Source organism: Micromonospora sp. NPDC048835 (assembly GCF_040649995.1).
GTDB lineage: Bacteria > Actinomycetota > Actinomycetes > Mycobacteriales > Micromonosporaceae > Micromonospora.
The window spans coordinates 180541-195889 of the sequence record NZ_JBEZGM010000007.1; the positions used below are offsets into that span (position 1 = coordinate 180541).

The window sequence follows — 15349 nt, forward strand, 5'->3', positions numbered from 1 at the left end:
GAGGCGACAGGTGTCAGTGGGTGACGCCGCTGCCGGTGGCGGCGCCGGCACGAAGACCCTGATCGAGAAAGCTGACCAACCAGGTGAAGCTCTCGTCGACGGACGCGTCGATCTGGAACCCGCCCGCCACCTCCAGGGTCGCGAAGCCGTGCAGGACGCTGCGCAGCGTCCGCATGGCGTGGATCTCCTGGCCGGGGTCCAGGTCGTACCCACTGAGCATGGCGGCCCAGGAGGCCAGCACGCGCTCGCTGGCCGGGATGAACGGGTCGTCGGGGCCGGTGGGGCGAGCGGCGTTGCTCGCCGCGTACCGGCCGGGGTGTTCCCGCACGAACGTGCGCATCGCCTGCGCCCCCGCGGCGAGGGCATCGCTGCCGGAACGGCCCTGGATGGCGTCACGAAGGACATCGCCGGCCTCGGTCATCGCCAGGATGGCGATCCGGTGCGCCAGGTCGGCCTGGCTGGCGACGTGCTTGTAGAGCGAGGGGGTCTTGATCCCGAGGCGTTCGGCGAGCAGGCCCATGCTGAGGTTGTCGAAGCCGACCTCGTCGACGAGCGCGGCTCCGGCCTCGGTGATCGACGCCGGGGTGAGCCGGGCCTTAGGCATTGCTCAGCGTCCGGGCCAGGAAGGGCAGGGCCAGGGCAAGGACCTCGTCGGGTGTCTGGACGTGCGGGTAGTGGCCCGCGCCGTCGATGACCGCCAGCTCGCCGAGCCCGCGCGGCAGGTCCGCGATGATGCGTTCGCCCTCGGCCCGTGGGTCGGCCCAGTCGGGGTCGGCGCTGCCCTGGATCACCAGGACCGGACGGGTGACGTGTGGCAGCTGCCTACCGGCATCGGCGGGGCTGGTCTTGGCCATGGCCTGGAGGGCCTTCATCCGGCCGGGCTCACTCATCTTGGCCTCGATGCGCGCCAGCTCGCCGTCCCAGTCGGCGGGCTTGGTGGGGATCGCCACGTCGAGGTATCTGCGCCAGCTCGCCACACTGCCCCGCAGGAGCACCTGCGCCAGCTGGAGATAGCCGGCGCGGAAGCGCTTCACCCGCAGCAACCCGCCCAGGTCGAACGACTGCGCGCGGGTGAACGGCGCCAGCTCGATGACCCCGTTGATCAGCTCGGGCGCGGTGGTGGCCGCGATGGTCGCGGCGCCGCCGCTGATCGACTGGCCGATGATCACGGCCGGGCCGCCCAGGTGACGCACGACGGCGAGGAGATCGCCGGCGATGTCGGTGCGGCTGTAGCCGTCCCAGCCGAGGCTGGAGTCACCGGAGCCGCGGATGTCGACGTTGGCGACCCGGTATCCGGCCGCGGCGAGGGCCGGAGCGACGAAGCGGTAGGAGTGCCGACTGTCGCCCATGCCGTGCGCCAGGACGACAAGTGGGCCCCGCCCGGTCACCTCGTACGCGAGGGTGTTGCCGGCAACAGCCAGGTATTCGGTCATGACGCCTCCACGACGAGCTAATGCGATTAGCTAAAGGCTAACGGCATTAGCTTCAGGCCGCAAGTCTGTGCCGCCAGGTCGGCAAGCCTGGCGACCGCCTATAGTGCCGCGATGGAAACGGACACCGTACGACAGGCCTACACGTCCGTCGCGCAGCTCTACATCAGCTTGTTCGGCACCGCTGGGCACGTGCACCCGGACGACCTCGCCTTCATCGAGCGACACCTGACGGGTCGACCCGGCCGCGTGCTCGACCTGGGCTGCGGGCCCGGTCACCTCACCGGCCACCTGCGGGCGCTCGGAGTCGACGCCGTCGGCATCGACCTGGTCCCCGAGTTCCTCGCGCACGCCCGGGCGGCCCACCCGGAGGTCGAGTTCCAGCTCGGGTCGCTGGAACGCCTCGACGTCGCCGACGAGTCCGTCGACGGCATCCTTGCCTGGTACTCGCTGATCCATCTGCCGCCGCCGGAGCTCGACGGGGTACTTGAGGAGTTCCGGCGGGTGCTGGCCCCGGCCGGACGGTTGGTGCTGGGCACCTTCACCGCGGACGAGGTCGGCGCCTTCGACCACAAGGTGACGACCGCCTACCGGTGGCCGCTCGACGAGTTCTCCGAGCGACTCACCCACGCCGGTTTCCGGGAGGTCGAACGCCTACCCCGACCCGACGACGACACACACCGACCCCACGCCGCCATGGCCGCTGTCGCCGTGTGAAGACGCCGAGGGCCGGCCTCCCGTCTCGGGAGACCGGCCCTCGCCAGCTACGCACCCGCGTCGAGGCGGGCGTCGGTACGGCGGCAGCGCGCTCAGGCGCAGAGCTTCCCGGCGATCTTGACGACCCGCTCGGCCATGTGGTCGAGCGCGGCGAACTGGGCGTCGCCGAGTGGGGCGTCGTTGCTCCCGCCGGTGACGTGCGAGACGCCGTACGGGTTGCCGTCGGCGAACTTCAGCGGGTCGGTGTAACCGGGGGCGACAACCAGGCCACCGAAGTGGTGGACGGTGTTGTAGAGCGCGAGAAGGGTCGACTCCTGGCCGCCGTGCGCGGTCATGGAGGCGGTGAACCCGGCGTACACCTTGTCGGCGAGCAGCCCCTGCGCCCACTGCGGGCCGAGGGTGTCGATGAACTGCTTGAGCTGGCTGGCGACGTTGCCGTAGCGGGTGGGCGTGCCGAACACCACCGCGTCGGCCCAGACGACGTCGTCGGCGGTCGCCTTCGGCTCGTTCTTGGTGGCGTCGAAGTGCTGGCTCCAGGCGGCGTTGGAGGCGATGGCCTCCGCCGGGGCGAGTTCCGGAACCTGACGCAGCCGCACCTCGGCGCCGGCCTTCTCGCCAGCCTCGGCGATGCGCTTGGCCATCGCGTGCAGAGTGCCGGTGGACGAGTAGTAGATGACGGAGAGCTTGGTCATCGGAAGCATCCTTCCCAGGAAAGTAGTTGCCGCTGATAAATTTGCGGCCGCAACAATCTCGACTCTAGCAGCCGCTCCCCCGGACCCCAACGTCCTGACCATGCCCACCTGAGTGACGGCGCCCACCAGCGGGCAGAACCCGGCTGCGGCCGTCCAGCCGATGAAGCGAGCGGGTTTCCGGCCCCTACGATGAGGCGATGGACCCCGCGGGGGCATCGACGGCGATGCGGTACCGACTGCTCGGACCGGTCGAGGTGTGGTCGGCCCACGGGGAACGGTTGGCCCTCGGCACGCCGATGCAGGTGCGCCTCCTGGCCGTCCTGCTGTCGCAGCCGGGCACCGGATGGTCCATCGACCAACTCGTCGACGAGCTGTGGCAGGGACGCCCGCCGAAGACGGCAGGCGGCAACGTGAAGACCTACGTCTGGGCGTTGCGCCGGGCGTTACGGTCCCCGGGCTCCCCCGACCCGGCCATCATCGCCGGCCCCACCGGCTACCGCCTCGCCCTCGACGCGCAGACGGTGGACAGCCTGGCCCTCGACGACCTGACCCAGCGCGGATACGCCGCCCTGCGGCAGGGGTGCTGGTCAACCGCCCAGGAGGCGTTCGAGGCCGCGCTGGAACTGTGGCGGGGCGAGCCGTTCGCCGGCCTACCCGGCTGGGGCGTGCTGCTCTCCGCCCGAGCGCGGCTACAGGAGCAGCGGTCGAGCCTGCTGGCCGAGGTCGCGGACCTCAAACTGCGCGCCGGCCGGCACCACGAGCTGATCGAACCGCTCCGGACCCAGGTCGAGGACGATCCGCTCCGCGAGCGCCCCTGGGGGCAGCTCATGGTGGCCCTGGCGCGGGCCGGCCGCCGCGCCGACGCGCTGGCCACGTACCGGCAGCTACGCCAACTCCTCGCCGACGAGGTGGGGGTCGAGCCCGGTCCCGATCTGCAACACCTGCACACCCGCATCCTGCGGGCCGAACGGGAGCTTGTGACGACCGGGCCGCAGGCACCGGAACAATCCCCGCCGCTCGTCGTCCCCCGCCAGCTACCGACCCCACCGGCGTTGTTCACCGGCCGGGCCGGGGAGCTGGCCCGGCTCAGCGCGCTACTGCTCGGTGACCCCGGCTCGGCCGGCACGGTCGTCGTCACCGGTACGGGCGGCGTCGGAAAGAGCTGGCTGGCGCTGCGCTGGGCGTACGACAACCGGCACCACTTCCCCGACGGGCAGCTCCACGTCGACCTGGGCGGATTCGGCACGGCGACGCAGGCGGCGTCCCCCTCGGCCCTCGTCGTACGCTCGATCCTGCCCGCCCTGGGCGTGAAACCGATGGAGATCCCCGGCGAGCCGGCAGCCCAGTTCGCCCTGTACCGCAGCCTGACCGCGGACCGACGGCTGCTCGTCCTGCTCGACAATGCCCGCGACGCCGAACAGGTGCGTCCGCTGCTCCCGGGGTCGACCCGCTGCGGTGTGCTCGTCACGAGTCGCCACACCCTGCCCGGCCTGGTCGCCGCCGAGGGCGCCCACTGCCTCGCGCTGGACCTGCCCGACGACCACCAAGCGCGCCAACTGCTCGTGCGCCGACTGGGTGCGCAGCGCGCCGCCGCCCAGCCGGCAGCGGTGGACGAGCTGGTCAGCCGTACCGCGCGGCTGCCGCTGGCTCTGTCCATCGTGGCCGCACGAGCCGCCGCCCGGCCCACGTTCCCGCTCCAGGCCATTGCCGACGACCTGGCGGCGAGCCGAGGAGGGCTCGCCGCCCTGGCCACCGACGACGCCGCCACCGACGTGCGGACCGTGTTCTCCTGGTCGTACCGACTGCTCAGCCCGGAAGCGGCCCGACTGTTCCGGCAAATCAGCCTGCACCCCGCCGCGGACGTCGGCGCAGCGGCGGCGGCCAGCCTCGCCGGGACGCCGCCGCACCTGATCCGGCCTGCGCTTGACGAGTTGACCCGGGCGAACCTGCTGGCCGAGCAGTCCCCGCACCGTTTCCGCTGCCACGACCTACTTCGCGCCTACGGTAGGGAGCTGGCCTACGCGCTCGACCGTCCGGCCGACCGGAGCGCCGTCCGCAGGCGCGTGCTCGACCACTACCTGTACGTCGCTCGTGCGGCGGCGCGGCTGGTCGAGCCGGGTTGGCAGCCACTCGAACCGCTGCCCCTGCCCGCCGAGGCGTCACCGTCGACGTTCGCCGACCACCGGGCCGCACTGGCCTGGTTCAGCATCGAGCAGCGGGTGCTGCTGGCCGCCGTCGACGACGCGGTGGCGCACCGCTTCGACGCCCACTCCGGGCAGCTCGCCCAGGCCCTCACTCCGCTGCTCAGCCGGCTCTCGCAGTGGCACGACCTGGCCGCCGTACAGACCACCGCCGTCGCCGTCGCGCAGCGACGCGGCGATCCCCGCGCCGAGGCGCTGGCACACCGGGACCTCGCGCTGGCCCACATCCAGCACCGTCGCTTCGGCGCGGCTCGCCAGCACCTTCGGCGCGCGATGGCCGGGTACGACCAGGCCGGCGACCGGCCGGGCCAGGCCAGCGCACACCTGCACCTCGCCTGGCTCTCCGACATCGAGGGCGACGTCGGGGCGGCGCTGCCACACGCCAGGGCGGCACTGGAGTTGGCCAGCAGCACCGACGACCGGGCCGGCGAGGCGGCAGCGCTCAACGCGCTCGGCTGGGGCCACGCCCGGCTGGACGAGCACGCGAGCGCCATCAGCTACTGCGAGCGGGCGCTCGCGCTCTACGAGGAGGCCGAGGACCGGCTCGGCGCGGCCCACACCTGGGACAGCCTGGGGTACGCCTATCACGGCCTCGGAGTTCATCCGACCGCGGCGGACTGCTACCGGCGCGCGCTCATGCTCTATTCCGACGTTCAGGACCAGTGTGGGAGGGCGGACACACTCGTTCGCCTCGGCGACATCCATCAGGCGGTCGGCGACCACGACACCTCGATCGACCTGTGGCGACAGGCGTTGGCAATCCTCGACCGGGTCGGTCATCCGCAGGCCACGGCGCTGTCCGAGCGGCTGACGGAGTACCGCTGAGGTCCCTGCGGCGACCGCCGCCGGACCGGCATGGATCCGGCGTGGACCGGGCGTCGGCAGGCTGGGCGGATGGTGACCACGAAGAGAACCATCCGCCGGCGTCCCCGCGACGCCGACAATCGCCGACGACGACTCCTCGGCGGCCTGTCCGCCGTGGTCGCGGTCATCGTCGCCCTGTCGCTCAACGCCCCACCGTCGCTTGCCGGCACCACGCCGACCAAGGTGGGCAACGGGCCGGGCACCGCGACCAGCACGGACGGTCGGACCGGCCGGATCGAGTGGCAGGCATGCCCGGAGCGGCCCGACGACCCGGGCACCCGCTGCGGCACCCTGCGCCTACCTGTCGACTGGGCCCGACCGGACGGCGAGACCTTCCAACTGGCGCTGGCCCGGCGCGCCGCCACCGACCCGGCCACCCGCGTCGGCGTCCTGGTCTTCAATCCCGGTGGCCCCGGCCTGTCCGGGGTGGACGCGGCGCTGACGGCGGACACTCAGCTCGGCTCGGACGTCCTGCGCCGCTTCGACATCGTCGGCTTCGATCCACGAGGCATGGTCCGCAGCACGCCGGTGCGCTGCTCATCGGCGTTGCTGGCCCGGCAGCCCTCGCTGACACCCGCAAGTGCGGCCGAGTACGAGCGGCTGCGCACCTACAACCGTCAACTGCGCGAGGACTGCCGCGCGCACAGTGGCGCGCTCTTCGACCACCTCGACAGCGTCAGCGTCGCCCGGGACACGGACGCCATCCGGGCGGCCCTCGGTGAGCGGCGGCTGAGCTTCTACCAGTGGTCCTACGGCACCCTGATCGGGCAGTCCTACGCCGAACTGTTCCCCGACCGCGTCCGCGCACTGGTCATGGACAGCGTGATGGATCACAGCCAGGGGGTCCGGGAGCACTTCCGCAGCGGGGCAGCCAGCAACGAGGCCTTGTTCCACGAGTTCGTCGCCTGGTGCGGGCGGAGCCCCGAGTGCGTGCTGCACGGACGCGACGTGCCGGCGCTCTTCGACCGACTGATGCGCCGGGCCGACGCCGGCACACTTGTCGACGCGGGCACCGGCGCCACACTGAGCTGGTTCGAGCTCGGGTTCGCGACAGTCGTCAACTTCTTCGACGCGACCTGGGCCGACCTCGCGACCATGCTGCTGGCGCTGGAGCGGGGCCAGGCCGCCTCGCTCGCCTCCCCGGTGGTGCCGGTCGACGCCGACGATGACCTGACCGAGTACGCGCTGCCGGCGTTCTGTCAGGACTGGTCGCTGCCGGTCGACGGGTTCGCCGAGTGGAACCGGTATCTCGCAGTGTCCCGCGCGGCGGCGCCGCACCTGCGGGCCTCCCCGTTGGCCGTCCGCTTCACCGCGATCTGTCTGGGCTGGACGGCGAACAACCCGCAGCATCGGCTACGGGTACGGACGAACGCGCCGCTGCTGGTGCTCAACGGACGCCACGACCCGGCCACCCCGTACGACGGGGCCCTGCGGGTGGTGCGCCAACTCGGCAGCCTGGGCCACCTTCTCACCTATCAGGGGGCGGGCCACGCCAGCTACCCACGGACGGAGTGCACCCGTCGTCACGTGGACCGTTACCTCATCAGCAGAACCCCACCGCCGACCGGTGCGAGCTGCCCGGCGGCCCCGGCCTGACGCGTCCCCGTCGTCCGAGTGACGCCCCAGCTCACGGCAGGTGGCACGACCGGTCCGGTGCGGCCTCGGTCAGGTACCTACCGGCGGTTGGGGCGTCACCGCGTGCTGCCGGTCCTCAGTGCACCACGCGGTCCGACGGTGGGCGTCGGCGTCGGCGTCGGCGTCGAGGGACCCCTTGACACCAAAAGGTGTACGCGGCGACACTTCGCATGCTAATTCGATTTAGCGGCCTCGAGACCGATGACTGCCACGCGCCACACCGCCACCAGCGACCACGAAGGAGTCTTCGCGCATGAGGAGAACGACAGGACGACACCGGCTCCGGCTGGCGATCTCGACGCTTGCGATCGCGGCACTCAGCGCGGGGGCGGTCGCCCCGGCGCCGGCTGCGGCCGCCGGCAGGCCGGCGACCGCGCCGGGAACGACAGTCAAGGTGGACCGCACCTCACCGACCGGGTACACCGTCACGTTCGTCTACCGCAATCCCCACGCGACCCAGGTCCGCCTCGCCGGGGACCTGACCCTGCTCGACGTCGCCACCGGCACCACCCGCTACCAGCCGGAGGAGTGGCAGCCGGGGCGCTACCACGCCGGCGGCACCGAGTTCCTGCGGGACATGACCCGGGACCGCAGGGGAAACTGGTCGGTCTCGGTCCCGCTGCACGCCGGCGGTCTCAGCTACTGGTACCGCGTCTGGGACCCGACCCAGGGCTGGGAGAACAAGCGCATCTGGGATCCCGCCTCGTCGAACCCCCGGCCGCCGGGCGAGTCCTCGTTCCGGGTCCGGAACAACGACGTCCTCGACGCGGTGTACGTGCCGTACGCCAAGAAGCAGAACGACCCGGTGCTGAAGCAGCGCGCGGAGTACGAGCTGCCGGTGGCCGGCCGTGGGAAGCGGGGCACCGTCACCTACGTCCCGTACACCACGATCCTCGGCGACAGCGGCCACTACCTCGGCGTCTACCTGCCGGCCAAGTACGACGCCAAGCGCGCGAAGCCGTACAAGGTCGCGTACCTCGCCCACGGCATCTTCGGTGACGAGACCGACTTCATGGTCCCCGCGAACGTCCCGAACATCCTGGACAACATGACCGCCAGGGGCGAGATCGAGCCCACTGTGGTCGTCACCATGGGCAACCACTTCACCGGCACCAGCCTTGGCTTCGCGTCGTACAACCAGACCAACGCGGCAAACAATCTGGTCCAGACGATCCTGCCCCTCATCGAGCGCAGCTTCAACGTCTCGACCGAGCGGTCGGGGCGTGCCTACGCCGGCTTCTCCTACGGCGGGATGACGGGCGGCGTCGTCATGAGGAACTACCCGACCACCTTCGCGTACTACGGACACTTCTCCGGTAATCCGTCCCTCACCACGCAGGACTACGACACCATCGCGAACGCGGTCGGGGACGACGACCTCTCGGTCTTCCTCGGCAACGGCGTCTTCGAGGGCACCCTCAACGCCCAGAACGCCATCGCCGACAACTTCCGAGCGCGGGGGTACGCCGCCGCGACGGCGCAGGTCCCCGGCGCACACGACGGCATGACCGCCGGCCAGTTGTTCACCATCTTCGCGCGGGACCACCTCTGGACGGCCTCGACATCGCAGCGGTGACCGACGGGGTGGGTCGGCGACGTCTCGTCGCCGACCCACCCCCTGCCGCCAGGACGGCCCGTCAGCTCACGCCTCGAACCGCCTCGATGATCGTCTCGGCGACCTCGCCCGGGCGGGCCACCGCCATCGCGTGCGAGCCGCCGACGACCTCGCGCTGCCCCCGGGGTTTGGCCCGCTCGGCCATGAAGCGGTGCGCCTCGGCGGGGATGTTCTTGTCCGCGTCCCCGAACACGAACCAGCTGGGCAGCGAGCGCCAGGCGGGATCGCCGGTGAGCTTGCCGCCCAGGCCATCCTCCACCGTGATCGGCCGCTGGGTCCGGGCCATCAGCGCGGCCACGTCGTCGGACGAGTCCGCGCAGAACTGCGCGTGGTACTGGTCCTGGCCGATCGCCACCTCGTTGCCACCTGTCGACACCGGGTACTGCACGAGCGTGTCGGCGAGGGTGCTGCCGGGAAACTTCGCGGACAGCGTCATCGCGGACTCGCCGGTGTCCGGGGCGAAGGCGTTGACGTAGACGAGGGCCCGCACCGTGGTGTCGCCGGCTGCGGCCTGCGTGATCACCATGCCGCCGTACGAGTGGCCGACGAGGACGACCGGACCTCCGATGCCCCGGACGACATCCCGCACGTACGCGGCGTCGCCTGCGACGCCCCGCAGCGGGTTCGCGACGGCCACCGAGTCGTACGCGGCACCCAGCCGCTCGAGCACACCGTTCCAGCTCGCCGACTCGGCGAATGCGCCGTGCACGAGCACGATGGTGGGCTGTGGATCAGGCATGACAGGTGCCCCCTCACTCCGTGAAGCTGTTCGCCGTCGGGTCGCACTGGTACGCCTGGATACCCGTCACGCGAGTGTGAAACGTCAGGTCCCGGTGGGCAGGTGGCCTCGACGTCGGCGATCGGCCGTGCCCGGGTCGGCGGGGTCGACGTGGCCTCCCGACCGCCCATATAGTGAGTTCCATTATGAGACTTACTACGTTCTGGCGGTGGTGGATCGCGGGCACGACCAGTCAACTCGGCTCGGCGGTCGGCGTGGTGGCACTGCCGCTGACCGCACTGACAGTGCTCCACGCCTCGGCCTTCCAGATGGGTCTCATCACGGCGGCGAGTTATCTCGCGTACCTACTGATCAGCCTGCCGGCGGGGGTGATCGTGCAACGTATGCCGCTGCGCGGCATGCAGGTAACGCTGGATCTGGTCCGGGCCCTCGCCGTCGCGTCGGTCCCCCTGGCCTGGTGGTTCGACATGCTGACGGTGACCCAGCTGATCGTGGTCGCCCTGGTGGTGAGCTTCGCAAACGTGCTGTTCGACGTGGCGAACCAGACGTTCCTACCGGAGATCGTGCCGGCCGCGCAGTTGCAGGCCCGCAACAGCCTCACCTCCGGCACGCATGCCGCCACCGCGCTGGGCGGACCGTCGCTGGGCGGCCTCGCGGTGCAGGTGCTGGGTGCGGTGCCGACGCTCTTCGTGGACGCCGTCAGCTATCTGTTGTCCGCCGTGTTGCTGCGCACCCTGCCGGCCCGGCGGGTGCAGCGACCGGCCGAGCGGCCACCGATGGTCACCATGATCCGGGAGGGCTGGCACTTCGTGCTCCGGCACCCGATCATCGGGCCGGCCATGTGGGACGCCACCGCGACGAACTTCGTCAACGGCGCCTTGCTGGCCCTCTTCCCGTTCTATCTGGTGCGCGAGTTGGACGCGTCGCCGTTCATGGTCGGGCTGCTGCTCGCCGCCGACGGCCTCGGCTCGCTCATCGGCGCGGCGCTGACGACCCGGTTCACCGCTCGTTTCGGCACCGCCCGCGGACTGATCATCGCGGCCTTCGTCGGTGTGATCGGCGCGCTCATCATCCCGCTGGGCACCGGCACCGTCGCGTTCCTGGCCTTCGCCGTCGGGAACGTGATCTTCGCCGGCTCCACAGTGGTGCTGAGCGTGACCACCCGGACGTACCGGATGCTCGCCAGCCCGCCGGAACTACTGTCCCGGGTGATCGCCACGGTCAAGTTCGTCTCCTGGGGTGCCATCCCCGTCGGCAGCCTGCTCGCCGGCAGCCTGGCCGGGCAGCTCGGAGCGCGCACCACCCTGCTGATCTTCGGGGCGCTCACCGTGCTGTCGCCGATCATCTACCTGTCGACGCCGATCCGTCGACTGCGCGACCTGCCGCTAGACGCCACACCCACACCCGCCGAGACGCGGGCGTGACCTGACCGGCTGCGGGCGTGGCCAGTCCACACCGCCCGATGCGGACATCGATACGAGGTGTAACTCACGGTTTCCCGGGGCATCAACCTGCGCATGGAGGGAACGGCAGGACGCGAGGGGCGCTCGCTCGACCAGCGGCGTCGGGCCGGTGAACCGGATCGCCCACGGGCGGCGACACCACCGACCACCGCCTCTGCCTGATGGCGCTGAGGCACAGTCTCCCTCCGGTGGCGCTCGGCGCGGTGGCGCTCGGCGCGGCCCTGGCCGCCAACCCCGCCCACGCCGACACCCCGTCGCCGCGGCCCCTCCCACTGCTGGAGGTCGCCACCTCGCCGAAGGCCGTCACGGTCTCGGTGGCCGACGTGGTCCAGGTGCGGCTGGACGTACCCCTGCCCCTGCCGACCGCGGTCGTCTCGCTGCCGCTACCGCTGCCCGTGCCCTCGGCGGACCCGCTGCCCCTGCCCTCGGAGATTCCGCTGCCGACGCCGTCGGCAAATCCCACAACCGTCCCGTCGAGCGGGCCGAGCCGGCCACCGTCTCCGCAGGCCACCACCGCGCCGAGCGCCTCGGCCTCCGTGGCGGCACGCGTTGCCCCTCGACCGTCGCCGGCACCGTCGACGCCCGCGCCGGCGACGGTGTCCCAGGGCGGCAACCGTGGCACATTCGATGCCCGGACGCCGGAGCAGGCGCGTACGACGCCGACCGCCCTCATCGGGCAGCGACCCACCCCGCCCGCCCGTCCCGCGTCGGGGCCACCGGCGTTCGTGCTGGCGCTCGCGTCGACGCCGACAGGCGTCGGCACCGGCGGCGCCGACCCACCCACGTCGACGGCCGAAGCTCCGTTGCCCAGCACCGCGCTGCGCCCCGGGCACACCGTCACCGCCGTCGACATGCGTGCCACCAGCCGACCGGTGGAGCGCGGCCCTCCCCCGCCCCGACAACTCCTGATCATCCACTCGCGTCCACGACGTTGATCAGGAGAGGTTCATGGAAATCGCAGTTATCTGGATCCCCGCCACCATCGAGCCGTCGGAGGCCGCCGTCGCGAGGTGTCTCAGTCACCTCCGCCGACGCTCCTACCGATTCGCAGGAATCATGCGGGCCCCGTGGGAGACCGTCGAGCAGACGATGATCGACGGTGAGGTGGACGTCGTCGTCATCGCCGACTTCGCCCACCTCCCGCCGGACCGGTCCCCCCGGATCGAGCTGGCCAGCCCGACCGGCATCGACGCGTACGAGGATCCAGCGGTTCCGGACACACAGCTCGGCTGAGACCACGAAGCGCCCCGTCCGCAACGGACGGGGCGCTTCGTCGAGTTGGTAGGTCGTCACCGCGGCGCGCTGTGGCTGGCCCGCCATGTCGATGTGCTCAGACCGCGACGGCTGCCCGGACGTCGTCGCCGGCGGCGCGCAGCCGGGCCGCGGCCTCCTCGGCGGTGCAGTTGGCAAGCAGCAGCACGATTGCCGTCTTGGCGTGCCCGTGCGCCGCCGCGAGGGCCCGCGCGGCGGTGTCGAGGTCGGTGTCGGCGGCCTCGGCGACGATCCGACGCGACCGGTCGACGAGCTTCTCGTTCGTGGCGTTCATGTCCACCATCAGGTTGCCGTAGACCTTCCCGAGCCGGGCCATCGTGGCGGTCGAGAGCATGTTGCAGACCAGCTTCTCGGCGGTGCCGGCCTTGAGCCGGGTGGAGCCGGTGAGCACCTCGGGGCCGGTGGGCACCTCGATGGCGACGTCGGCGTGCCGACTGGTCACGGCGTCGGCGTTGCAGGCCACCGAGACGGTCGCCGCACCGAGCGCGCGGGCGTGGTCCAACCCGCCGACCACGTACGGGGTACGGCCGCTGGCGGCGAGCCCGACCACCGTGTCGCGCGCGGTCAGGCCGACCGCGTCGAGGTCGGCGACGGCGCGGGACGGGTCGTCCTCCGCACCCTCGACGGCGACGCCGAAGGCTCGCGCCCCGCCGGCGAGCAGACCGACGACCCGGTCGGGCGTCGTACCGAAGGTGGGTGGGATCTCGACGGCGTCGAGCATGCCGATCCGGCCGCTGGTGCCCGCGCCCAGGTAGATCAGCCGCCCGCCCTGGCGCAGCGACGCCACGACGACGTCGACGGCGGCCGCGATGTCCGGTACCGCCCGGCGGACGGCGTCGGCGACCGTCTGGTCCTCGTCGTTCATCGCGAGAAGCAGCTCGGTGGGAGACATCCGGTCGAGATCGCTTGTCTTGTCGTTGCGGGTCTCGGTGCCGAGGGTGCTGAGGTCCACGGGGTGCTCGTTCCTCTCGCTGGTGTGCAGTCGCCGGCCGGCGGGGGGGTCTCCGGCCGCGGCCAGGCTGAGGGCGCGGCTGCGAACGGTCCCCGTATCAGCAGGCTGAAACCACAGCGTAACCAGCCCGGACGGGCGGTGGCAAAAAGTTTCGCGTTACCCTGGGTTAACGTCACTTATTGACAACCGCTGGTTGGGAGCGAGCCGTGCGTCAACTCGACCTCGTCGTGATCGTGCTGTACCTCGTGGTGATCGCCTTCGTCGGACTACGCCTGTCCGGTAAACAGAAGTCCGCCAAGGACTACTTCGTGGGCGAGGGCAGGCTGCCCTGGTGGACCGTCTCGTTCTCCGTGGTCGCCACCGAGACCAGCGTCCTGACCGTGATCAGTGTTCCCGGCGGCGCCTACAGCGGTCAGGGCTTCGGCAACGTCGAGCTGGCCCTGGGCTATGTCATCGGCCGGGTGGTGGTGGCCGCGGTGCTCATCCCGCTCTACAAGCGGGGTGGGTTCGTCAGTGCCTACCAGTACCTTGGTGAGCGGTTTGGCCTGAAACTCCAGGGCCTGGCGTCGGTGACGTTCGTCTTCACCCGCCTGCTCGCCGAGGGCGTACGGCTGTTCGCCTCGGCCATCCCCATCAAGCTCCTCCTCGACGAGTTCGGCCTGAATGTGGGCTACCAGGCCATCATCATCGTCCTCACGCTCATCACGGTGGTCTACACCTACCTCGGTGGCATCAAGGCGGTCATCTGGACCGACGCCATCCAGATGGGGCTCTACCTGGGCGGGGCGATCCTGGCCATCGCGGTGCTCAGCCACGCCGTCGGCTTCGACGGCTACTCGCAGGCGCTGGACGCCGGCAAGTTCCAGCTCTTCGACACCAACTTCAACCTGGCGCACGTGCTCACCAGCCCGTTCGCCCTGCCGACCGCGATCATCGGTGGCGCGATCTTCGCGATGGCCAGCCATGGGTCGGACCAGCTGATCGTCCAGCGCATCCTGTCCACCCGCACGCTGCGCGAGGGGCAGAAGGCGATGATCTCCTCGGGCATCTTCGTGGTGATCCAGTTCGCGGCGTTCTCGCTCGTCGGCGCGCTGCTGTGGTCGTACAACAAGGGTCAGACCTTCAAGGAGCTCGGCCTGGCCAGCAGCGACAACCTCTACCCGAGCTTCATCCTGCACGCCCTGCCGGTGGGCATCTCGGGTCTGCTGGTGGCCGGCATCCTCGGCGCGGCGATGGGTTCGCTGTCGTCGGCGTTGAACTCGATGTCGAACTCCACCGTCGCCGACTTCATCCACAGCTTCTTCCGCACGGTCCCGTCCGACGACGCGATGCTCCGGCTCGCCCGGGTGATGACCCTGGTCTGGGCGGTGCTGATGGCGATCTTCGCCTGCGCGTTCAGCTCCAGCACCGGAAACGTCTACCTGACCGGTCTGACCATCGCCGGCTACACCTACGGTGCGCTGCTCGGGGCCTTCCTGCTCGGCCGCCTCGTCAAGCGGGCCAACCAGGTCGACGCGGTGATCGCCTTCCTGGTCACCGTGGCGGTGATGACCTACATCGTCCGGTATGTCAAGATCGACGTGACGACCGCCGGGACCACCACGGCGACCGCGATCGCCGCGCAGTGGCTGGTCCCGATCGGCGTCCTGATCACTCTGGTCGTCGGCGCGGTGTCGAGCCGGTTCCACCCGGCCCCGGAGACGCCGTACGACCATGGGCGCACCGACGAGGTCGACGACGAGGCGGCGACGCCCGCCGGCCGGGCGTGA

The 15349-nt window shown here is 71.0% G+C and carries 13 protein-coding genes; 8 read left to right on the plus strand and 5 right to left on the minus strand.

The window, feature by feature from the left end:
* Window positions 1-13 precede the first annotated feature (13 nt).
* Both AB0C15_RS11380 and AB0C15_RS11385 read right to left on the minus strand, forming a co-directional pair.
* Window positions 14-604 (minus strand): TetR/AcrR family transcriptional regulator, encoded by a 591-nt coding sequence (locus tag AB0C15_RS11380; protein ID WP_357351086.1) that lies wholly within the window; start codon window positions 602-604, stop codon window positions 14-16.
* Window positions 597-1433, minus strand: coding sequence for an alpha/beta hydrolase (locus AB0C15_RS11385; protein ID WP_357351087.1), 837 nt, complete (start codon window positions 1431-1433; stop codon window positions 597-599). The genes AB0C15_RS11380 and AB0C15_RS11385 overlap by 8 nt, the downstream gene beginning before the upstream one ends.
* Before the next feature lie 111 nt (window positions 1434-1544).
* On the opposite strand from AB0C15_RS11385, the gene AB0C15_RS11390 reads away from it, so the two are divergent.
* Window positions 1545-2147 (plus strand): class I SAM-dependent methyltransferase, encoded by a 603-nt coding sequence (locus AB0C15_RS11390; protein ID WP_357351088.1) that lies wholly within the window; start codon window positions 1545-1547, stop codon window positions 2145-2147.
* A 92-nt stretch (window positions 2148-2239) separates the two neighbouring features.
* Here the strand turns inward: AB0C15_RS11390 and wrbA are convergent, their stop codons facing one another.
* Window positions 2240-2848, minus strand: a complete 609-nt coding sequence (gene wrbA / locus AB0C15_RS11395; protein ID WP_357351089.1) for an NAD(P)H:quinone oxidoreductase — start codon at window positions 2846-2848, stop codon at window positions 2240-2242.
* Window positions 2849-3036: 188 nt separating this feature from the next.
* On the opposite strand from wrbA, the gene AB0C15_RS11400 reads away from it, so the two are divergent.
* From AB0C15_RS11400 to AB0C15_RS11410, 3 genes are all read left to right on the plus strand, one after another.
* Window positions 3037-5865, plus strand: coding sequence for a BTAD domain-containing putative transcriptional regulator (locus AB0C15_RS11400; protein WP_357351090.1), 2829 nt, complete (start codon window positions 3037-3039; stop codon window positions 5863-5865).
* 72 nt (window positions 5866-5937) lie between these two features.
* Window positions 5938-7500: an alpha/beta hydrolase gene (locus tag AB0C15_RS11405; protein ID WP_357351091.1), complete on the plus strand. Its 1563-nt coding sequence runs from the start codon at window positions 5938-5940 to the stop codon at window positions 7498-7500.
* A 292-nt stretch (window positions 7501-7792) separates the two neighbouring features.
* The gene (locus AB0C15_RS11410) at window positions 7793-9115 is read left to right on the plus strand and encodes an alpha/beta hydrolase-fold protein (protein WP_357351092.1); all 1323 of its coding nucleotides are present in this window, start codon (window positions 7793-7795) and stop codon (window positions 9113-9115) included.
* Window positions 9116-9176: 61 nt separating this feature from the next.
* On the opposite strand, the gene AB0C15_RS11415 is transcribed toward AB0C15_RS11410, so the two are convergent.
* Window positions 9177-9893, minus strand: a complete 717-nt coding sequence (locus AB0C15_RS11415; RefSeq protein WP_357351093.1) for an alpha/beta hydrolase — start codon at window positions 9891-9893, stop codon at window positions 9177-9179.
* 185 nt (window positions 9894-10078) lie between these two features.
* Here AB0C15_RS11415 and AB0C15_RS11420 point away from each other — a divergent pair, with 185 nt between their 5' ends.
* The 3 genes from AB0C15_RS11420 (at window position 10079) to AB0C15_RS11430 (ending at window position 12589) form a co-directional block, all read left to right on the plus strand.
* A complete protein-coding gene (locus tag AB0C15_RS11420) occupies window positions 10079-11317 on the plus strand; it encodes an MFS transporter (RefSeq protein ID WP_357351094.1) in 1239 nt (412 codons plus the stop codon).
* A 200-nt stretch (window positions 11318-11517) separates the two neighbouring features.
* A complete protein-coding gene (locus tag AB0C15_RS11425) occupies window positions 11518-12291 on the plus strand; it encodes a hypothetical protein (RefSeq protein WP_357351095.1) in 774 nt (257 codons plus the stop codon).
* 13 nt (window positions 12292-12304) lie between these two features.
* The gene (locus AB0C15_RS11430; protein WP_357351096.1) at window positions 12305-12589 is read left to right on the plus strand and encodes a hypothetical protein; all 285 of its coding nucleotides are present in this window, start codon (window positions 12305-12307) and stop codon (window positions 12587-12589) included.
* Window positions 12590-12686: 97 nt separating this feature from the next.
* On the opposite strand, the gene murQ is transcribed toward AB0C15_RS11430, so the two are convergent.
* A complete protein-coding gene (gene murQ, locus AB0C15_RS11435; protein WP_357351097.1) occupies window positions 12687-13580 on the minus strand; it encodes an N-acetylmuramic acid 6-phosphate etherase in 894 nt (297 codons plus the stop codon).
* Window positions 13581-13786: 206 nt separating this feature from the next.
* Between murQ and AB0C15_RS11440 the strand changes: the two genes are divergently transcribed.
* Window positions 13787-15349, plus strand: coding sequence for a sodium:solute symporter (locus tag AB0C15_RS11440; protein WP_357351098.1), 1563 nt, complete (start codon window positions 13787-13789; stop codon window positions 15347-15349).